This is a genomic window from Pelagicoccus mobilis (assembly GCF_016595505.1).
In the GTDB taxonomy this organism is placed as follows: Bacteria; Verrucomicrobiota; Verrucomicrobiia; order Opitutales; family Opitutaceae; genus Pelagicoccus; species Pelagicoccus mobilis.
The window spans coordinates 111,420-130,269 of the sequence record NZ_JAENIL010000017.1; the positions used below are offsets into that span (position 1 = coordinate 111,420).

Here is an 18,850-nt window from a genome sequence, read left to right on the forward strand (position 1 = left end):
GCTCGGTCTTCGTGCCTGAGCTAGCGGAGGTATTTTATCACTCGTCGATTTGGAAGGCCTCGGTAGGCGAGGTTTTCGATGTCGCTTGGGCGCACGATAAGACGCGTTGTTGCCGTCATCTGGATACTGCCGAGCTTCGAAAGCGCTTGAGCGGTTCGGAGCTGCTTGCTCGGTACACGCATGGGAAACGGATGCTGTTTTCTTTTGCGGGTGGCGTGTTTCTCGAGGTGCATCTCGGGATGACGGGTTCGCTTCATCGCGTGGGGCCGGATCGTGAAGAGGAGAAGCATGATCACTTGGCCCTTCGGTCGGCGGAGGCGGTTCTGGTTTTCAAAGATCCCCGTCAATTTGGAAAAGTGGCTCTGCACCTTGGGACAGGGGATTCTCTGCCTGACTGGTGGCAGACGCTGCCGCCGGAGCCTCAATCGGATGCCTTCTCTCGGCAGCGTTTCGAAACGATGTTGGCTCGTCGCAAGAGGAGTGTGCTAAAGCCGTTGCTGCTGCAGCAGGAGTTGTTTCCGGGAGTCGGAAACTGGATGGCGGATGAAATTTTGTGGCGGGCCAAACTCAAGCCGGACCGCCGATTGGCGAGCTTGACGGAGAAGGAGTGCGAGCAGCTTTTCCTGAAGACGAAATGGGTGTGCCGGAATGCTCTCGCGATTATCGGGAAAGACTACAGCGATCCGCCGAAGTCTTGGCTGTTTTTGCACCGGTGGAAAGATGGCGGAACGTGTCCGGTTTCCCGGAAGGCGCTGCGCCGAGATACGATTGGGGGCAGGACGACTTGTTGGTCGCCTGAGGTGCAGGTTTAAGGTCGCCTAAGGCGAGAGGCGTTCGATCTTCCAGCTGCCGTCGTCTTGTTTGGTGTAGAAGATCCGGTCGTGAATGCGGGACTTGCCCCCCATCCAGAACTCTATGGTTTCGGGAACGATGCGATAGCCGCCCCAGAAGGAGGGGAGAGGAACTTCGCCATCCTTGAACTTGTTTTTCATTTCCTCGAATTTGGCTAGGAGTATCGAGCGAGAGGATACAACAGAGCTTTGCTGGGAAACCCAGGCTCCGAGTCGGCTGCCGAAGGGGCGGCTGGCGAAGTATTTTAGGGACTCGGCGGTTGAGACGCGTTCTACGCTCCCGGTCACAATGACTTGCCGTTCGAGTTGTATCCAGGGGAAGAGGACGCAGGTCTTGGGGTTTTGGGCGAGTTGCTGGCCCTTGCGGCTATCGTAGTTAGTGTAGAAGACGAAGCCGTTGTTGTCGTAGGCTTTTAGGAGGACACTACGTTGCCATGGCTGGCCGTTTTCGTCCACCGTCGCGAGGCTCATGGCGTTTGGCTCGGTGACGTTTTGGTCCATCGCCTGCTTGAACCAGATGCGAAATTGTTCGATCGGGTTCGGATCTACCGAATCTTCAGTGAGGCTGTCGTGCCCGTATTCTTCTCTCAAATCGCCTAGATCTGCCATGCGAGAAGGGTCTACCGCGGGCTACGCGATGTGCAAGTTTTTGCCGTCTCGCTTTTTGACGGCCCGGCCATGGAACTGTTTAGCCGTCGATCTGCTTGAGCGATTTCTCCGCCATTTGGGCGATGGCTTCGAGGTTGCCTTGCAGCTTCAGCAGGGCGTCGTCGTCGAACATGTTCGAGAAGTCGGCTGGGGCTGCGGAACGATTGTTCGCGTCGATGGACGAGCTAGGCGTTGTCGAACCTTCCGCCGGAGCGCTCGGCTTTTGCGAAGCGACTTGGTTTTGGTAGAGTCTGGCGGAGTTGAAAAATGGGTTCGATTCGATTGGGTCCATCTGTCGTCGGTTGGCTGGTAACAAAATTTTTGGCGTGCTGCTGGCTTAGTTCGCTTGTGGCGGCTTGTGTTCCGCCCGGTCGGCTAAGTTCTTCTCGGGTGAGGCTGGACATGTTGAGTGACTTAAGGTGGAGCTCGCAACAGAATTCAGCGCCCCTAGAGTGAAGTCTCTATGCGCGCAGGGAGGACCTAGAGGGAAGAGATGGGGGCATGTTCAGTTGTCGCTTGTAAGGCTGTAGAATTTTCTCCACTGAATCTCCTGTTGACCCCTCTAAATGTAAAACTACGGTCAAGTTTTGCTAAATGAAGCTCTCGTTTCCCCTACATCGCAAACTTTTCGTATCCCACTTCCTCACGACCTTTATAGTCTCTAGCGCCCTTGGGGTGTTTGTGTATTTGATGGCCCAGGAAAGTATCCTAGAGCAGCTGCAGCATCGCTTGAGCAGCAGCGCCGCTTTGATCAGTCGCGAGATCGATGCGAATACTTTGAGGGACATCCGGTTCGAGCGGGATACGGACAAGCGGGAGTATCTGGCGACGCTCAAGATGCTACGGGAGATGCGGCGGAGTAATGACGACATTGCGTTTCTCTATGTGATGCGGAAAACGCGGGATGGTAAGGTCAAGTTCGTGGTCGATTCGGATGAGACGGAGGATCAGGCCTTGCCAGGGATGGAATACGAGGAGGCGACCAGCGAGTTGCTGTCGGGCTTCAGTCAGCGGTCGGCCGATTCGGAGCTGACGACTGACCAATGGGGATCCTTCTTCTCGGGCTATGCTCCGTTGCGCAACGGGCATGGGGAGTTCCTGGTGGGAGTGGATATGAGAGCGGACGATGTCTACGAAAAGCTCTCCGGGATTCGCGTGGCGGGATTGGGCGGTTTGTTTACGACTCTGCTCGTGTCCTGGGGAATCGCCGTTTGGATGTCGCGCCATTTCAAGAAGCCGATCGACGCTATCGTGGAGCAGGTCCAGGCAGTGGGCGCGGGGGACTTCGACCGGAAAATCGAGCTTCGTCGCGAAGACGAATTGGCGACCTTGCTTAGTGCGATCAACGACATGACGACGGACCTGAAGCAGGCTCGCGATGACAATATTCGCTTGGCGGAGTCGTTGGACGACGCCTTCCTCGAGGATCGGCCGGAACGCTGAAATCTTCCGCCAGTTAGGCAAAGGGTTGCCATGAGCGCCGGCTCGCGTCAAAGCTGCGGGTTGATTGTTTATGGCGAAAGGACTCGAAAAGTATCAGGAACGGCAAGCGGCCTTGAGCCTGCTGGGCAAGGATTTGACTCGAAGAGCAGGCTCGAAGTGCGAGCTTTGTGAAGCGTCGGGAGTCGCCTTGCGGCCGTATGAAGTGCCGCCCGAAGAGGAGGTTCCTACGCTCGAGAATTGCGTTTTTGCCTGTGACACTTGTCGAGAGCAGCTGGAGAACCCGAAGCGAATGGATGCTGGCCATTGGCGTTGCGCTTGCCAGTCGGTTTGGAGCGAGGTGCCTGCAGCGCAAGTTGTGGCGGCTCGTGTGCTAGACCGACTCGGGAAAGAGGAGTTGTGGGCGCGAGAGGCTTTGGAGGATGTGTACTTTGACGAGGAGGTAGAAGAGTGGATAGCTCGGAAACCGCTGTAACGGATCCGCGAATACAGGTTCTAGAGGAACCGGATTGGCAGGCGTTGGCAGAAGCCCATGAAAAGGTGGTCGGACCTTATGTGGATGCCTATCGGAAGCGGCGTTCTAGCCGGCAGAAGCATCCGGTGCACGATTTCCTGTTCGCCTACTATCAGACTAATCGAACGGTTCTGAGAAGATGGCGCCCGAGCCCGCAAATGGCATTGCGGGGAGATTCGGCAGCGTCGTTTTTGGCGGATGAACGGTATTGTGAGACTGAATACGGAATTGGGCTGAACTTCTCTGCGATCGATGAGAAAGAGCTCAGCCGACTTCGTTGGATGGTTTCTTTGATCCGCGCGGCGCAGAATCGCCCGCCCCGGTTTAACTGCTTCGGCCTGCACGAGTGGGCGATGGTGTACAAGGCGGATGAGATCCGACACGAATCGACGCCGTTGCGGCTTTCCAAGGAGGCGGTTGCCGAGGTGGTGGAGGCGAGCACGATCCGTTGCACGCATTGGGACGCGTTCCGCTTTTTTACGCCTGAAGCGTGTCCGCTGAACGAGATCCAACCGCAACGTGACAGTCGGGAGGAGTTTGAGCAGTTTGGCTGCATCCACTTCAACATGGATCTGTACCGCTGGAGCTACAAGGGGAGCCCGTGGGTGGGATCAGACTTGATGCGGGACTGTTTTCTGCTGGCTCTGGAGGCTCGGGAACTGGACATGCGAGCTAGTCCGTACGATCTCAGTGAATACGGCTACGAAGCGATTTTGATCGAGACGCCGCAAGGGCGTGAGTCGTATCGGCGCGAACAGCAAAGAATCTATAAGGCCGGTCAGTTGCTGGCCAATCGTTTGCTTGCCGAATGTGATTACATAATCGCTCAATGCGCTCAGCTCGAGTCATCCTGACGGTTTCAAAGTCTCGGTCTTGCTTGCGTTATTGAGGAGTGGGCATGTATTAGGGGAAACCCTCTTGAAGCGGGATCCTGTCCGTTTCAGGAAAGTCATAACCCCCACTTCCATATCAAACGAATATGAGATTTCGTCTTCCGTCACTCTGCGGAGCCGCAGTCTTGAGTCTAGGCCTAGGCTCGACGACTGGCTTTTCCGCAGGATTCGCAATACAAGAGCAGAGCCTCTCCGGGCTCGGAAACGCGTTCGCTGGCGCATCTGCTTCAGCCGAGGATGCTTCCACTGTCTTTTTCAATCCCGCCGGGATGGCTTTGATCGAGAAGCCGCAGATCCACACGGGGGTGCATTACATTTTGCCCGAAGCTGAGTTTACGAACTTGGGCTCGACGACCTTGACGGCCCCGACTCAGGGAGGGGACGCGACTTCGGATGAGGACGCGTTTGTGCCGAACTTTTATTATGTGGGGCGGCTTAACGACGACTTGGCGTGGGGGCTTGGGCTTTCCGCTCCCTATGGCCTGACAACTGACTACGGAGAGGATTGGGTCGGGCGCTACGTGGCTAGACGCACGGAGCTGGAGACGATTTTGGTTAATCCATCGATCGCTTACCAAGTCGACGACAAGTGGTCGATTGGAGGGGGCGCTAGCTATGTGATGGCGGATGCGGTGTTGAGCAACGCCATCGATATGGGCTTGGTCTTTCTCAACCAATATCAGGCTGGAGGCATTCCGATGACTCCAGAGACCATGGCTTTAGCCGGGGACATTCAGGCGAATCTTGGCTCTCCTAAATACGATGGGGGGATTTACTTGGATGGCGATGGAGACGGCTGGGGCTTCAACATCGGAATTATCTACCAGATCAACGACGATTGGCGTTGGGGCGCCCATTATCGCTCCGAGGTGGATCTCGACTTGAGCGGAAACGCCGATTTCACGGTGGGCGCGTTGGAGAGCGTGTTGGGGCCGGCTTTTGAAGACCAAGGAGGCGCGGTTGATATTACTTTGCCCGATACGTTTTCCTTCTCGGTTTACGGAGACGTAACTGAACGCTGGGCAGTGATGGCTGACGTGACGCGGACGGGCTGGAGCAGTTTTCAGGAGCTGCGTATCGAATTTGAGAATCCATCCCCTCCTGATAGCGTCATTCCCGAGCTTTGGGAGGATGTCTACAAGTACAGCGTTGGCGCTTCGTACAAGTTTACCGATCAGCTCACTGGTCGAGTAGGCTACGCTTATGACGAATCGCCAGTTCCTGACGACGAGGTTCGGTCACCGCGCATCCCGGACGAAGATCGCCAGTGGATCGCTCTGGGGCTGAGCTACGCGGCCACGGAGAATCTGGATCTTCACCTTTCCTACGTGAATATCATGGTGGACGATCCGGTGATCGACAATACCAGCCACGCCGCTGGCCAAAGGCTTTATGGTGTGATCGACGCGTCGGTGGACCTCATCAGCGCGGGGCTCACGAAAAGGTTTTAGCAGGAGATGGCCGTCGTTCGCGACGGCCATTATTCTTCGATCACCTTATTTTGCTTCCACTTGCCGCTTCGAACGCGGAGGAAGAAAATGGTGCTCAGCGCCAGCAGGTTGATGGTAAGAACGCCCCAAGCCCAGAGGAGGGGAAGTTGTAGTATCTCAATCACTACCACTGTTGGGACGATGACGAGCAGGACCGAAGTGATGGCGAGGGTCCGCATGACGAAGGCGGTGTCTCCGGCTCCTTTGAGTGTGCCGCTGGATATGATCACCACTCCTTCGAAAAGCGAGAACAGGGCGACGAGCTTCAGCAGGTTCGTGATCAAATCGATCAGTTCCTGAGAGGGAGGCACTTCGCGTGCGGCGAAAAAGGGAGCGATGAAAAGGTAGGGGACCAGCAGGTAGGTTATCGAGACGAGTGCGTTGTAGAGGAACGCCATCTGCATCGACGAGTAGCTTGCGCGCTCCGCGAGGTCGCTTTTGCCAGCTCCTTGGTACTGCCCGACCATGATGGTATTGGCGATGCCGAGTCCGACTAGGGGGAGCAAGCCGAGCAGGTGGATTTGTTGGGTAATGTTGTTGGCCGCCGCGTCGACGACTCCCAGCCGTCCGACGAGCATGGTGAAGATGGTGAAGCCGATGACATCGAGAAAGAAGTGCATCCCGGCCGGAAAACCGAACTTGAGCATGCGGCGACAAAGGTCCTTGTCCAAATGCCAGGCGGAGCGTGTCGAGTAGATCCGTTCGTTTTTGGGGCTGAGGAACAGAATGAAATAGATGGCGACCACGATGCCGGAACTGGCGAAAGTCGCGTAGCCCGCTCCCTTGATTCCCATCTCCGGAAAACCCCAATTGCCGAAGATCAGTATCCAGTCGAAGATGGTATTGAGGATGGTGAGCAGCACGTTGATCCAGACGATCGTCCAGGCCTTGCCTCGACCGGAGTAGAAACAGGACAGAATAGCGTTGGCTAGAAAGAAGAAGGTGCAGCAATTCAGTATTTTCAGGTACTCGGCCTCCATTTCCTGGATACGGGGAGCGTGTCCGATGACCGCGAAGATCTCTTCGGAGAATGGGGCGATTAGGGGGATCAGGATCGAGCCGATGAGCGAGATGTAGAGCCCTTGCCAGATGGAGGCCCCCACGCGTTCTGGGCGATTCGCTCCTGTGTACTGGGCCACGAAAGTGGAGGTGTACATGGCCATCCCGAAAAAGACGCAGATGAAGGTCCAGTTGAGAATTCCGGTAGGCAGGGCGGCGGCGATCGCTTCGTTCGAGTACCAGCTCAGAAGCATGCGGTCGACGAACAGCAGGATGGAGGTCGAGCCCGAGCTCAGGATGAGCGGGAACGCGACTTTGAGGAGTTGGCGGTAGCCGGCCTCCTCGGGCCATCTTGCTTTGATTTTGGCGAACATGCTTTTTCAGGACCTAAGAAACGCTTAGCGATTTGGAAGACAAATAGACTGCCGCAAAAAATTCACTCATTCGCTTCCAAACGAGCGGATTCCTTGTTGTGCCTTTAGACCGAGTCGGACAATCTCTCGGCTTTTCGCGACTCGTCTGTCTCTAAGCGACATCGAGTAAACCTTAACCCGTTCGATCCCCAATATGAAAATCGAGACTAAGTGCCTACACGCTGGGCAAGAGCCTGATCCAACCACTAACGCGCGCGGCGTGGCGGTCTACCGGACCACTTCCTACGTATTCAACGACACCGAGCATGCGGCCAATCTTTTCGCCCTCAAGGAACTGGGCAACATCTACACTCGCATCATGAACCCGACTCAGGACGTGCTCGAAAAGCGCGTGGCTGAGCTGGAAGGGGGAGCGGCTGCTTTGGCGTTGGCCTCGGGTACGAGCGCGATCTTCTACACCGTGATCAACATCGCCAAGGTGGGGGATAACATCGTTTCGGCCAACAATCTCTACGGTGGCACCTACACGCAGTTCGACAGCATCCTGCCGGAGCTCGGCATCAACGTGAAGTTTGTCGACCCGAACGATCCGGAAGCGGTGGCGGCGGCGATCGACGACAAGACACGCGGCGTCTTTTGTGAGACGGTTGGAAACCCGGCTCTCGATGTTTCCGATATCGAAGCCCTTGCGGAGGTCGCCCATGCGAAGGGCTTGCCGCTGATCGTGGACGCGACCTTCTCGACTCCTTACCTCACGCGCCCGATCGAGCACGGGGCCGATATCGTGATCCACTCGCTCACCAAGTGGCTTGGTGGCCATGGGGCGGGAATTGGCGGCATCGTCGTCGATTCCGGAAAGTTCAATTGGGCTAACGGAAACTTCCCTCTCTACGACGAGCCGGATGGCGCTTACCACGGATTACGCTGGGCTCACGACTTGCCGGAGCCGCTTTCGCCGCTCGCGTTTATTTTGCGCATGCGTACGGGGCCGTTGCGGAATCTCGGCGCCTGCATATCGCCGGACAACGCGTGGATCATCCTGCAGGGCATCGAAACCTTGCACCTGCGAATGGAGCGCCACTGCGAAAACGCGCTCGCGGTCGCGAAGCACTTGCAGGGTTGCGATGCTGTCGAGTGGGTCAAGTATCCAGGTCTTGAGGACAATCCGAACTACGCCAAAGCTCAGAAGTACCTCGATGGCAAGGGCGGCTCGATGGTGGTCTTTGGCATCAAGGGCGGCGCGGAAGCGGGCTCGAAGTTCATCGATTCGCTACAGCTTTTCAGCCATTTGGCGAATGTGGGCGACGCCAAGAGTCTTGCGATCCACCCGGCGACCACGACGCACAGCCAGCTTACAGCCGAGCAGCAGGCCGAGGGCGGCATCACGCCAGAGCTGGTTCGTCTCTCGATCGGAATCGAGAATATCGACGACATCGTTGCGGATCTCGATCAAGCGATCGCTGCGGCCGCCCAGTAGGCGAAGCGTTTCATTTTTAGACGTCAAAGGCGTGTCCGGGAGGGCACGCCTTTTTTGTGTTTAGAGAGGGCGGTTGAGTCCGTCGTTATTGACGGACACCATTGCCGATAATGGCCGCTTGGGACAGCGGCCGCTACCCAAGGTAGGGAGCGGTGATGCTGCGCTTGGATTTCTTGAGGCCACCGAGGTTGCCTTGGTAGAGGATTTTTCCGCCTTTGGGGCCGCCTTCGGGGCCGAGTTCAACGACGTAGTCGGCCTCTTGAATCAGGTCGAGATGGTGCTCGATCACTACAACGGTATGGCCTTGTTCCACGAGCTTGTGGAGGAGGCGTATCAGTTTTTCGCAGTCGGCTAGATGCAGGCCGATGGTAGGCTCTTCGAGGATGTAGAGATTGGTGCGCTTGATGCCGCGGCTGCGTTCGGTATAGGACTGCAGACCTTTGGCGAGCTCGGTGACGAGTTTGAGTCGCTGGGCTTCTCCGCCGGAAAGGGTGGGTGAACTTTGGCCGAGGGTGAGGTAGCCGAGTCCGGTTTCGACCATGAGTTGCATGATTTCGCCGAGTTGACTGTGGAAGCTGAAAAACTCGGCTGCTTCTTCGAAGCCCATGGCCAGGACGTCGGCGATGTTTTTGCCTTTCCAGTGAAGGTCGAGCAGTTCGGGGCCGTAGCGGGAGCCGCCGCAGTCTTCGCAGGTGACGTAGGTGTCTGGCATGAAGCTCATTTCGAGTTTCACGCGGCCAGCGCCGGAGCAGGTGTCGCAGCGACCGTGGGCGGTGTTGAAAGAGAAGCGTCCGGGTTTGTATCCACGCATCTTGGACTCGGGGAGGCTGGCGAAGAATTGTCGGATCAAATCGAATACGCCGAGGTAGGTGGCAGGAGTGGAGCGGGGCGTTTTGCCGATCGGGCTCTGGTCGACTTCGATGACGGAGCGGAAGGCGGTAGCGCCCGTGAGGGTGTCGAAGAGGACGTCGCCTTCGTTGCCTTCGATGCTGGGGCCGCTCTTGGCGAACTCCTGGCCGGTGAGTTTGGCTTTCTTGGTCTTGATCGCGTGTGCGGCGGCGGGACCGAGTAGGTCACGGACGAGAGAGGATTTGCCGGCTCCGGAGGCTCCGCAGAGCATGGTGAGGCGGTTGAGGGGAATGTGGACTGACTGCTTCTTGAGGTTGCGGAAGGTGACGTTGGTGAGGGATATGTGATCCGCTTGCTGCGGCTCGCCGGGCCGTCGAGCCCTACCTTTTGTAACCTTGCGGTATTGGCCTTGGAGGGGATGGGGGATGCCGGACTTGAGGTAGCGGCCGGTGAGAGACTCTTTGTTTTTCTTGAGTTGGGCGACGGTGCCTTGGGCGATGAGTTCGCCGCCGTGGATGCCGGCTCCGGGGCCGAGGTCGATGATGTTGTCGGCGTGCTCCATGGTGGCGTCGTCGTGTTCGACGACGAGGAGCGTGTTCCCTTTGCCTTTGAGGTTTTTGAGGGTCTCGATGAGGCGGTCTCCGTCTCGGGCGTGTAGGCCGATGCTGGGTTCGTCGAGGACGTAGAGTACGCCGGCTAGGTTGGAACCGAGTTGGGCGGCGAGGCGGATGCGTTGGGCTTCGCCACCGGAAAGGGTTTGGGTAGGACGGTCGAGACTGAGGTATTCGAGACCTACCTTATCCAAGAACTGGAGACGTTCGTGGATCTGGGCGATGATGTCGCGGGCGATGATTTGGCCGCGTTTGTCGAGCTTGAGCTTTTTGAGGGTGGCTAGGAGTTGGTTTGGGTCTTGGGCGAGCAGTTGGGGGAGTGATATCTTGTCGCCGTTTTTCAGATACAGATAGACGTGGCGGCTGGTGCGGTTGAGTCGTTCGCCTTCGCACTCGGGGCAGATGACGGCTTTGGAATCATCTTCGTCTCCTGTGTCTTCGGCTCCGATGGCTTTGGCGAGTTCCTCGTCGTCTTCGAGGCGTTCGCGCATCCACGGGTAGATGCGGCCATGACCGCGGCAGGCGGGGCACCAGCCTTTGTGGGAATTGAAGGAGAAGTCCTTGGGATCGAGCTCGGGAAGGGCTTCGCCGGTCTCGGGATCCATCTTGGAGGTGGAGAGGTATTGGATGTTGGGTGCTCGGTTCTTGGAGCTCGGTGCTGGGATGATGAGGGCGGTGCCTTTGCCGCGTTGGAGGGCTTCTTTGAGGTAGGCGTTGATTTGGGTTGTCGATCGCGGCACAAGGCCGCTTCCCACAGTGGTTTTGAGGTCGGCGATGACGACTTCGATGTTGTGCTCTTTGTAGCGGTCGAGCTTTTTGAAGTCGTCGGTGAAGATGAGTTTCCCGTCGACGCGCATCATCTCGTAGCCGTGGTCGGCGATCCAGTTAGCGATTGGCTGGTGATGTCCTTTTCGGTTTCGGATGAGCGGTGCGAGAAGGTAGAGGTGCTTTGCCTTTTTGGTCTCTGGGCTTGTAACGACAGTTTGGAGACGCTTCTGGAGTTCGCTTTCGGTTTGGGAAAGCAGAGGGTTGCCGGTGGTCGGGTTGTGGGGGACGCCGAGGCGCGAATAGAGGAGTCGCAGGTATTGGGCGACTTCGGTGATGGTGGCGACGGTTGACTTTCGAGATCCGCGCGTGACGCGTTGCTCGATGGCGACGGTGGGCTGGATGCCGGAGAGTTGGTCGAGGTCGGGACGCGGGAGTTGCTCGACGAACTGGCGGGCGTAGGGCGACATCGATTCCATGAAGCGGCGTTGGCCTTCGCCGAAGACGATGTCGAAGGCAAGGGTGGACTTGCCGGATCCGGAGGCACCGGTGACTACGGTGAATTCGTAGTGGGGAATGGATACGTTTATGTTGCGAAGGTTGTGTTCGCGAGCGCCGGTGACGGTTAAGGAAGTGGATGAGGTTGTGTTGTTTTTTGCCCACGAAGGGTCACTAAGGGATGTATTGTAGGGTGTTGGGGCTTCTGCGGCTAGGAGGTGATCAGGTTGTTGCGGCGGCCTCGGCGATGCCGCCCTACCTTCGAACTCTGGGGCTAGGTACTGGGAGGTTTGGGTGGTTGCGGTTTGTGCGCAGGTTTCGGGGGTGCCTTGGAAGACGACTTGGCCGCCGTCGGCTCCGGCTTCGGGGCCCATCTCGATGAGCCAGTCGGCGGATTTGATGACGTCGATGTTGTGTTCGATGACGATGAGGCTGTGGCCTTGGTCGACGATCGTTTGAAGGACGGTGAGGAGGCGGCGGACGTCGTGCTTGTGGAGTCCGGTAGTGGGTTCGTCGAGGAGGATGAGGGATCCTGCTGGGGCGGCTTGTTTTTGTTTCCTTTGATCGGGTTGTTGCGGCGTGCCGGGCCGTCCCGCCCTACCTTGTAGGTACTTGACGAGTTTGAGGCGTTGGGATTCGCCTCCGGAGAGGGTGTTGAGGGGTTGGCCGGATTTTAGGTAGCCGAGGCCGACTTGATCGAGGGCGGCGAGCTTGTCGTGGATTTTTGGGTACTCTTTGAAGAGCTCCATGACTTCGGCGATGGTGAGTTCGAGGAGGTCGGAGATGGAGTTGCTGTCGTGTTTGATTTCGAGGAGCTCAGCTTTGAAGCGTTTGCCGTTGCAGTGAGGGCAGGGCACGTAGACGTCGGACAGGAACTGCATCTCGATCTTCTCGTAGCCGAGTCCTTTGCAGGGTTCGCAGCGGCCGTCGCCTGCGTTGAAGGAGAAGCTGGAGGCGGTGTATCCGTTTTCTACGGATTGCGGGAGCTTGCCGTAGAATTTTCGGATTTCGTCCCAGGCTTCTACGAAGACGATGGGATTGGAGCGTGGGGTGCGGGAGACGGGGGATTGGTCGACGAGGACGATTTCTTCGAAATCGAGGTCGGACTTGAGGGAGGAAAGGGCGGCTGGGTCTTCGGCTAGGAGGCCTCGTTGGGCGATGAGGTTTTGGTAGAGGACGGCGTTTAGGAGAGTGGACTTTCCGGAGCCGGATACGCCGGACAGGCAGACGAACCTCTGCAGGGGGATGGAGAGGTCGAGGTCTTGGATGTTGTGTTTGGAGGCGGAGGTGATGTGGAGGCCACGAGTGTTTTTTGCACGCGAAGGGGCACTAAGGTTTTGGGGGCTTTGGGAATCGCGTGACAAGCGTGCTCCCACTTCTCGGGTTGTGTGGTGCCCGCTGGGGACAGCGGGCGCTACCTCTCGGGTTGTGGTGGGGACGGGGATTTGTTGGCGGCCGGATAGGTATTGGCCGGTGATGGATGCTTTGGATTTTAGGAGTTGGGCTTGGGTGCCTTGGAAGACGAGTTGACCTCCGTTGGCTCCGGGCTCGGGACCAATTTCGATGACGTGGTCGGCAGCTTGGATCATGGCGTCGTCGTGCTCGACGAGGACGACGGTGTTACCGGCGTCGGTGAGGGTGCGGACGATTTGAATGAGGCGGTCGATGTCGCGGGCGTGCAGGCCGACGGAGGGTTCGTCGAGGACGAAGAGGGTGTCGACGAGCGAGGCTCCGAGGCAGGAGGTGAGGTTGACGCGTTCGACTTCGCCGCCGGAGAGGGTACGGGCGGGACGGTTGAGAGTGAGATAGCCGAGGCCGACGTGGTTGAGGTAACGGAGTCGGGAGAGGATGGCGTCGTAGGCGATATCGGCTTGCTTGTTGCTTTGATCGGGTTGATGCGGCTCGCCGGGCCGTCGAGCCCTACCTTGGGACTCGATGAGTTCCTGGAGGTCGGAGATGGGGATCTCGTAGAGATCGGGGAGGCGGTAGTCGTTCCACTTCCAGCAGAGGGATTCGGGCTGGAGGCGGGTGGCTCCGCAGTCGGGGCAGGGAACGTAGGCTCGGAAACGGGAGAGGAAGATGCGGACGTGCATCTTGTAGGTGTTGCGCTCGAGCCAGTCGAAGAAGCCTTTGACGCCGTACCAGAGTCCGCCGGAGTCGGTGCCTTGGGGGAGCTTGCGGTACTTGGGTTCGCCTAGGACGACGAAGTCTTGTTGGCGTTGGGTGAGCTTGTTGAAGGGCTTTGTAGTGGAAATTTTGGCACGCTTGCAGGCACGGACGAGGTCGTTTTTGGATTCGCCGTAGACTTGGCCTTCGAAGGGTTTGATGAGACCTTCTTCGATGGACTTGGTGGTGTCGGGGATGGCGAGTCGGTAGTCGATCTCGATGACGCGTCCGAAGCCGCGGCACTTTGGGCAGGCTCCGATGGGGGAGTTGAAGGAGAAGAGGGGAGGGGAAGCGGGACGATAGGTCTTGCCGGTGCTTGGGGAGTGGAGACCGCGGGAATGGCGGGCGAGGATGTCGCCAGATTTGTCGAGGATGAGGAGCTGGCCTTGGCCGAACTCTAGCGCTGTCTCGGCGGCTTCGAGGAAACGTGTTTTGTTTGTATCCGCGATTTGGATGCGGTCTTGGACGACGTTGAGTTTGGTGTTTTCTGCCCACGAAGTGCACGAAGAAACACTAAGGTCGTCTATGCGGTGAAGAGTAGGGGAATTGGTCGGCTTTTCTTGGAGGAAGAGGCGGGAGTAGCCTTGGGCTTTTACGTTTTTGAGAATTTCTTTCCAAGTGAGTTTTTCGGGCTTTTTGACCTCGAAGGCGATGATGAGGGATTTGTTGGGATGGGTGGCTTTGGTTTTCTCCCAGATGGTTTTGGGATTGTCGTCGTGGATGGGCTCGCCGGTTTCGGGATCGAAGAGGGCGGCGACGTGGGAGAACCAGACTTTGAAGAAGTCGGTGAGCTCGGTCATGGTTCCGACGGTGGAGCGGGACGTCTTGATGGTGTTCTTTTGCTCGATGGCGATGGAGGGGCGGACGTTTTCCGCGGAATCGAGGTCGGGCTTTTCGAGCAGGTCGAGGAACTGGCGGGTGTAGGCGGAGAAGGTTTCGACGTAGCGGCGTTGGCCTTCGGCGTGCAGGGTGTCGAAGACGAGTGAGGATTTGCCGGCTCCGCTGAGGCCGGTGACGGCGATGAATTTGCCGAGGGGGATGTCGACGTCGATGTCCTTGAGATTGTTCTGGCGGACGCCGCGGAGGCGGATGGCGTCGGGAGCGGATTTCTTGGTGCGAGGAGAGGGCATGTTGTTGGAAGGAAATTTCTGTACCACCGATGTAGACGATGTCTTACGATGTTTTGATGTTGGGCATACGCTGAATGACGCTAGCCTTAATCTCCACGAGATTGGGGACCGTTTGATTGGTCAAGAAATGGTGGTTTCTTGACGCTGTTTTTCGAATGGAGGCGTGGCGGCGGTCTGGGCCAGACCGCCCTACCTTGAGAGTAGGCGATAGTAGGCTTGGATTTGGGATTTTAGGGAGAAGTTTTTCTGGGCGTGGGTGCGGGCGGTCTCGGACATTTGGACTTGGAGGTCCTGGTCGGTGGCGAGCTTTTGCAGGGCTTGGAGAAAGGCGGCTTCGTCGCGGTGAGGGATGAGGTAGCCGCTTTGTTGGTCGAGAAAGGTTTCGCCGACTCCGTTGACGTCGTAGGCGATGACGGGGATGCCGGACATTTGGGCTTCGACGAGGAAGTTGGGGAGGGATTCTTGGTCGGAGGTGTGGACGGCGATGTCGGCGTCGGCGTAGAGCGAGCGGGGATCCTTGAGGAGTCCGGGAAAATGGATACGGTCGGCGAGGCCTAGTCTTTGGGCTTCGGCTTGGCAGGCGGAGCGGGTGGGGCCATCGCCGGCGAGGGTGAGTTTCCAGTTCAGATCCTTGGGGAGTTGAGAGCAGATGCGGATGAGGCGGATCTGCTTTTTCTGGGGGCGGAACATGGAGATCGAAACAAGGTGGAGAGTGGGGGACGGTTGCTGAGAATCGCGTGACAAGCACGCTCCTACATTTGGAATAGTGGTTTCGAAGTCTCGGATGCAGCCGTTGTAGATCACGCTAGAGGTATCGGGACGGTGGATACTATGGTCGGTGGCGATACGGCGGAGGGCTTCGCGGGAGTTGGCGACGATGTGGTCGGCGTGGCGGAGGGCTCGGCGGTAGAGGTAGGGGATCTTTCGGCCGGTGCGGAAGGTGGCGTAGAGGGTGTAGTCGCGTTTCTTCTTGGCGAGGAGTCCGGCGTGGCAGTTGGCCATGCGGCCCATGGGGAGGACGGCGTCGGGTCGGATTTTGTTGAGGAGGCGAGTGAGGCCGGGGGCGAACCAGTCTGTTTTTAGGAAGCCTTGGTTGAGGTAGTGGGTGGTTGGGTTTTGGGTGTCGGGGTCTGGGTTGTGGCCGCTGGGGACAGCGGCCGCTACCTTTTCGTCTAGGACGCCGCCGCGGCGGAAGATGATGAGGTGCACTTCGACGCCGTGCTGGGCGAGGCCTTCGGCGATGGCGAGGGTTTGCTGCTCGGTGCCGCCGTTGCGGAGGTGGTCTTGGAGGAGGGCGAGGCGCACGATTAGGGTGTCGGGGGATTGGGTTCCGGGTTGTGGGAATTGGTTGATGCGGCGTGCCCGGCGGTCACGCCCTACCTTGGTTGCAGAGGGAGATCCAGGGGAGTTTTTCTTCGGGGAAGACGTCTCGGTTGGGGGGATAGCATTCGGGGTGATCGAGGGAGCCGGTGACGATGTCGACGTGGGTGGAGCGGTCGGGGTGGACGTAGGTGAGGGAGGAGCCGCAGTCGGGACAGAAGGTGCGGTCGGCGGTGGTTTCGGTGTGGTAGGTTTTGGGTGTGCCTTGGGTGTATTTGAATTTTGAGGACTCGACGGTGATCCAGGCGACAACTTGTGCTCCGATGGCTTTGCGGCAGTTGTCGCAGTGGCAGTAGGCTTGATAGAGGACGGGGGGATTGGCTTCGAATCTGATTTTGCCGCAATAGCAGCCGCCGAGTATGGGATCGCTCATGGTGGGATAGATTGAGGTCTATCGGGGATTTGTGAAGAGCGAATCACGGTGTTTGTTGTTGTGTGCAACCAAAGTGTTGGGCGAGTGTAGTAGCTTGATATGAGTCGTGAGGGTTCAGAAGGATTTGCTTCGATATTGAAGCGGTGGCTGGTAAGCGGGCTTGGCGTTTGGCTGGGCAGCTATTTCGTGGATGGAATCGGCTACGAGGATAATGCGACCTTGGCGGTGGTTGTGCTGCTGCTGGGGTTGTTTACGGCGATTTTGAAGCCTTTGCTGGTTTTGTTGGCCTTGCCGTTTGTGGTGCTGACGCTGGGGATTGGAATCTTGTTTATCAACGCGTTGCTTTACTTGCTGGTAGGGCAATTGGTGGGCGGATTTGAAGTGGCCAGCTTTGGGGCTGCGTTTTGGGGCGCGCTTTGGGTGACGTTTATGAATCTGTTGTTCGCCTCTTGGATCGGTGGCTCGAAGGGGCGTCGGGTGAGGGTTCATACCAGTCGAGGGCGTGGCTCGAACAGTGGCGCGGCTCGAAGGGTGAAGCCGAAGGACGACGTGATCGATATTTAGATTCGGCGTTTAGGGGATCGAGCTCTGGGGTTCAGGGCGGGGAGGATGGCCATCGAGGACGAAGGCCTCTGCCTTATGGCGGTTTTAAGCGTTTGCGCTAGACACTTGTGGGGTGGAGGGCTATCCCGCTAGGCTTTCTTAATCCAGATTTCACTATGGCGAACGAAAAATACGATCTAGTAGTAGTAGGGGGTGGCCCAGCGGGCTACGCGGCTGCAATTCGCGCGGGGCAACTTGGCAAGAAGGTTGCGTGCGTTGAGATGGACCGAGCTGGCGGTACTTGCCTGAACTGGGGTTGTATTCCGAGTAAAGCTCTGATCAAGAGCGCGGAGCTCATCCACTCCATCAAGAAGTCCGAGGAGTTCGGAATTTCTGTGGGATCGGTCGATTACGATTTTTCCAAGATCATCAAGCGTTCTCGCGGTGTGGCTGACCAGATGGCGAAGGGGATCGAGTTTTTGTTCAAGAAGAACAAGGTCCAGTACTTGGTGGGCAAGGCGCATGTGGATGACGCGAAGACGGTTTCAATCGTCGATGGCGAGAACAAGGGCAAGAAGCTGAGCGCAGCGAACATCCTTATCTCTACCGGTTGCCGCGCTCGCCGTCTTCCGTTCTTGCCCGAATCGGATCGTATCATGACTTCTCGCGAGGCGCTGGTGATGAAGGAGCAGCCTAAGTCTGTGGCGATCATCGGATCCGGCGCGATCGGCGTAGAGTTCGCCTACTTCCTCAATGCGTTCGGCACTAAGGTGACGATTCTGGAAGTGATGGATCAGCTGGTTCCAGTTGAGGACGAGGAGATCGCGAAGACTTTGGGCCGCGAGTTCAAGAAGCAGGGCATCAAGTCCGAGCTCGGCGTGCAGGTCACCAAGGGCGAGCTTACGAAGGATGGCGTGAAGCTTACTTACTCTAAGAAGGGTAAGGACGTTGAGCTCGAAGTGGACGCGGTCATCCAGGCTGTAGGCGTGGCGGCGTTCCTCGAGGGCGCGGTAAACCCGGCTCTCGGTCTCAAGACGGATCGCGACTTCCTCGTGGTGGACGACAATTACATGACCAACGTGGCAGGCGTTTACGCTGCGGGCGACATCATTGGCCCGCCTTGGTTGGCCCACGTTGCGACCTTCGAAGCGGTTCAGGCGGTCAATGGCATCTTTGGCGCGGGCAAGCCTCGTCGCGTTAAGAATTTCCCAGGCGCTACTTACTGTAATCCGCAGATCGCGAGCACCGGCGTCACTGAAAAGAAGGCGAAGGAGCAAGGGCTCGATTTCAAGGTGGGCAAGTTCCCGTTCGTCGCTTCCGGCAAGGCGGTTGCGGGGGCTCATTCCGAAGGTTTTGTTAAGTTGATCAGCGATGCGAAGACTGGGGAGATCCTCGGCGCTCACATCATTGGTCGCGACGCGACGGAGCTGATTACCGAGTACTGTTTGGCGATGGAGATGGAAGGCACGATCGACGAGATCCACGGTACTATCCACGCTCACCCGACCTTGAGCGAAGCGTTGGCTGAAGCGGCTGCGGATACGCACTCGGAAGCGATTCACATCTAGTTTCGCCTTTGTTTTTGGGGAGGGGCGATTGGCTGCCTGCGGAGCGGCTGCCCCTCTTTTTGATTTGTGAAGCTTTGCCCTCGACTTTCGGGGGCGGGTTTCGGAATGATTCCGCACTGATTTTTTTGGCGCTCCCGTAGTTCAATGGATAGAATGTTGGTCTCCGAAGCCGAAGATGTGGGTTCGATTCCCGCCGGGAGTACCAGCCTTCGCTCGCGAGCGAGGCTACGGCTTGGCGAGCCAGCTGCGCGTGATGTAAGGAGTTGTGGCGGGGAGCGAAC

General features: G+C 57.7%; 14 protein-coding genes and 1 tRNA gene. 9 read left to right on the forward strand and 6 right to left on the reverse strand.

Annotated elements, in window-relative coordinates; all coding sequences use genetic code 11:
• Positions 1-11: 11 nt before the first annotated feature.
• The gene (locus tag JIN87_RS28750) at positions 12-812 is read left to right on the forward strand and encodes a DNA-formamidopyrimidine glycosylase family protein (RefSeq protein ID WP_200355608.1); all 801 of its coding nucleotides are present in this window, start codon (positions 12-14) and stop codon (positions 810-812) included.
• A 6-nt stretch (positions 813-818) separates the two neighbouring features.
• On the opposite strand, the gene pdxH is transcribed toward JIN87_RS28750, so the two are convergent.
• On the reverse strand, positions 819-1,460 hold the full coding sequence (gene pdxH / locus JIN87_RS11000) for a pyridoxamine 5'-phosphate oxidase (protein WP_234033349.1): 642 nt from the start codon (positions 1,458-1,460) through the stop codon (positions 819-821).
• Between the two features lie 79 nt (positions 1,461-1,539).
• Positions 1,540-1,791, reverse strand: a complete 252-nt coding sequence (locus JIN87_RS11005) for a P-loop NTPase family protein (RefSeq protein WP_200355609.1) — start codon at positions 1,789-1,791, stop codon at positions 1,540-1,542.
• A 302-nt stretch (positions 1,792-2,093) separates the two neighbouring features.
• On the opposite strand from JIN87_RS11005, the gene JIN87_RS11010 reads away from it, so the two are divergent.
• From JIN87_RS11010 to JIN87_RS11025, 4 genes are all read left to right on the forward strand, one after another.
• Positions 2,094-2,942, forward strand: a complete 849-nt coding sequence (locus JIN87_RS11010) for a HAMP domain-containing protein (RefSeq protein ID WP_200355610.1) — start codon at positions 2,094-2,096, stop codon at positions 2,940-2,942.
• A gap of 70 nt (positions 2,943-3,012) precedes the next feature.
• On the forward strand, positions 3,013-3,414 hold the full coding sequence (locus JIN87_RS11015; RefSeq protein ID WP_200355611.1) for a hypothetical protein: 402 nt from the start codon (positions 3,013-3,015) through the stop codon (positions 3,412-3,414).
• Complete coding sequence (locus JIN87_RS11020) at positions 3,390-4,307, forward strand: hypothetical protein (RefSeq protein WP_200355612.1); 918 nt, start codon at positions 3,390-3,392, stop codon at positions 4,305-4,307. Before JIN87_RS11015 ends, JIN87_RS11020 begins: the two co-directional genes overlap by 25 nt.
• Before the next feature lie 125 nt (positions 4,308-4,432).
• Complete coding sequence (locus tag JIN87_RS11025; RefSeq protein WP_200355613.1) at positions 4,433-5,797, forward strand: OmpP1/FadL family transporter; 1,365 nt, start codon at positions 4,433-4,435, stop codon at positions 5,795-5,797.
• 29 nt (positions 5,798-5,826) lie between these two features.
• On the opposite strand, the gene JIN87_RS11030 is transcribed toward JIN87_RS11025, so the two are convergent.
• Positions 5,827-7,209: an MATE family efflux transporter gene (locus tag JIN87_RS11030; RefSeq protein WP_200355614.1), complete on the reverse strand. Its 1,383-nt coding sequence runs from the start codon at positions 7,207-7,209 to the stop codon at positions 5,827-5,829.
• Between the two features lie 193 nt (positions 7,210-7,402).
• On the opposite strand from JIN87_RS11030, the gene JIN87_RS11035 reads away from it, so the two are divergent.
• Positions 7,403-8,686 (forward strand): O-acetylhomoserine aminocarboxypropyltransferase/cysteine synthase family protein, encoded by a 1,284-nt coding sequence (locus tag JIN87_RS11035; protein ID WP_200355615.1) that lies wholly within the window; start codon positions 7,403-7,405, stop codon positions 8,684-8,686.
• Between the two features lie 133 nt (positions 8,687-8,819).
• Here the strand turns inward: JIN87_RS11035 and JIN87_RS11040 are convergent, their stop codons facing one another.
• The 3 genes from JIN87_RS11040 to JIN87_RS11050 form a co-directional block, all read right to left on the reverse strand.
• Positions 8,820-14,705, reverse strand: a complete 5,886-nt coding sequence (locus tag JIN87_RS11040; protein ID WP_200355616.1) for an excinuclease ABC subunit UvrA — start codon at positions 14,703-14,705, stop codon at positions 8,820-8,822.
• A 189-nt stretch (positions 14,706-14,894) separates the two neighbouring features.
• On the reverse strand, positions 14,895-16,010 hold the full coding sequence (locus JIN87_RS28755) for a glycosyltransferase (protein WP_200355617.1): 1,116 nt from the start codon (positions 16,008-16,010) through the stop codon (positions 14,895-14,897).
• A 64-nt stretch (positions 16,011-16,074) separates the two neighbouring features.
• Positions 16,075-16,458 carry a GFA family protein gene (locus JIN87_RS11050; protein ID WP_200355618.1) on the reverse strand — a complete coding sequence of 128 codons (384 nt, stop codon included), beginning with the start codon at positions 16,456-16,458 and terminating at the stop codon, positions 16,075-16,077.
• Between the two features lie 99 nt (positions 16,459-16,557).
• Between JIN87_RS11050 and JIN87_RS11055 the strand changes: the two genes are divergently transcribed.
• The 3 genes from JIN87_RS11055 to JIN87_RS11065 all read left to right on the forward strand — a co-directional run bounded on the left by JIN87_RS11055 (position 16,558) and on the right by JIN87_RS11065 (position 18,774).
• Entirely contained in the window at positions 16,558-17,022 is a 465-nt protein-coding gene (locus JIN87_RS11055; protein WP_200355619.1) for a phage holin family protein, read from the forward strand.
• A gap of 155 nt (positions 17,023-17,177) precedes the next feature.
• Positions 17,178-18,569, forward strand: coding sequence for a dihydrolipoyl dehydrogenase (gene lpdA / locus JIN87_RS11060; protein ID WP_200355620.1), 1,392 nt, complete (start codon positions 17,178-17,180; stop codon positions 18,567-18,569).
• 130 nt (positions 18,570-18,699) lie between these two features.
• Positions 18,700-18,774, forward strand: a tRNA-Arg gene (locus tag JIN87_RS11065).
• Positions 18,775-18,850: the final 76 nt, after the last annotated feature.

What these genes read in the sequence shown, in the direction of transcription:
- JIN87_RS11050 (WP_200355618.1), bottom strand. Translation starts at nt 16,458, where the DNA reads ATGAGCGATCCCATACTCGGCGGCTGCTATTGCGGCAAAATCAGATTC.
- JIN87_RS11030 (WP_200355614.1), bottom strand. Translation starts at nt 7,209, where the DNA reads ATGTTCGCCAAAATCAAAGCAAGATGGCCCGAGGAGGCCGGCTACCGC.
- JIN87_RS11040 (WP_200355616.1), bottom strand. Translation starts at nt 14,705, where the DNA reads ATGCCCTCTCCTCGCACCAAGAAATCCGCTCCCGACGCCATCCGCCTC.
- JIN87_RS11035 (WP_200355615.1), top strand. Translation starts at nt 7,403, where the DNA reads ATGAAAATCGAGACTAAGTGCCTACACGCTGGGCAAGAGCCTGATCCA.
- JIN87_RS11025 (WP_200355613.1), top strand. Translation starts at nt 4,433, where the DNA reads ATGAGATTTCGTCTTCCGTCACTCTGCGGAGCCGCAGTCTTGAGTCTA.
- JIN87_RS11005 (WP_200355609.1), bottom strand. Translation starts at nt 1,791, where the DNA reads ATGGACCCAATCGAATCGAACCCATTTTTCAACTCCGCCAGACTCTAC.
- JIN87_RS11055 (WP_200355619.1), top strand. Translation starts at nt 16,558, where the DNA reads ATGAGTCGTGAGGGTTCAGAAGGATTTGCTTCGATATTGAAGCGGTGG.
- JIN87_RS11010 (WP_200355610.1), top strand. Translation starts at nt 2,094, where the DNA reads ATGAAGCTCTCGTTTCCCCTACATCGCAAACTTTTCGTATCCCACTTC.
- lpdA (WP_200355620.1), top strand. Translation starts at nt 17,178, where the DNA reads ATGGCGAACGAAAAATACGATCTAGTAGTAGTAGGGGGTGGCCCAGCG.
- JIN87_RS11015 (WP_200355611.1), top strand. Translation starts at nt 3,013, where the DNA reads ATGGCGAAAGGACTCGAAAAGTATCAGGAACGGCAAGCGGCCTTGAGC.
- pdxH (WP_234033349.1), bottom strand. Translation starts at nt 1,460, where the DNA reads ATGGCAGATCTAGGCGATTTGAGAGAAGAATACGGGCACGACAGCCTC.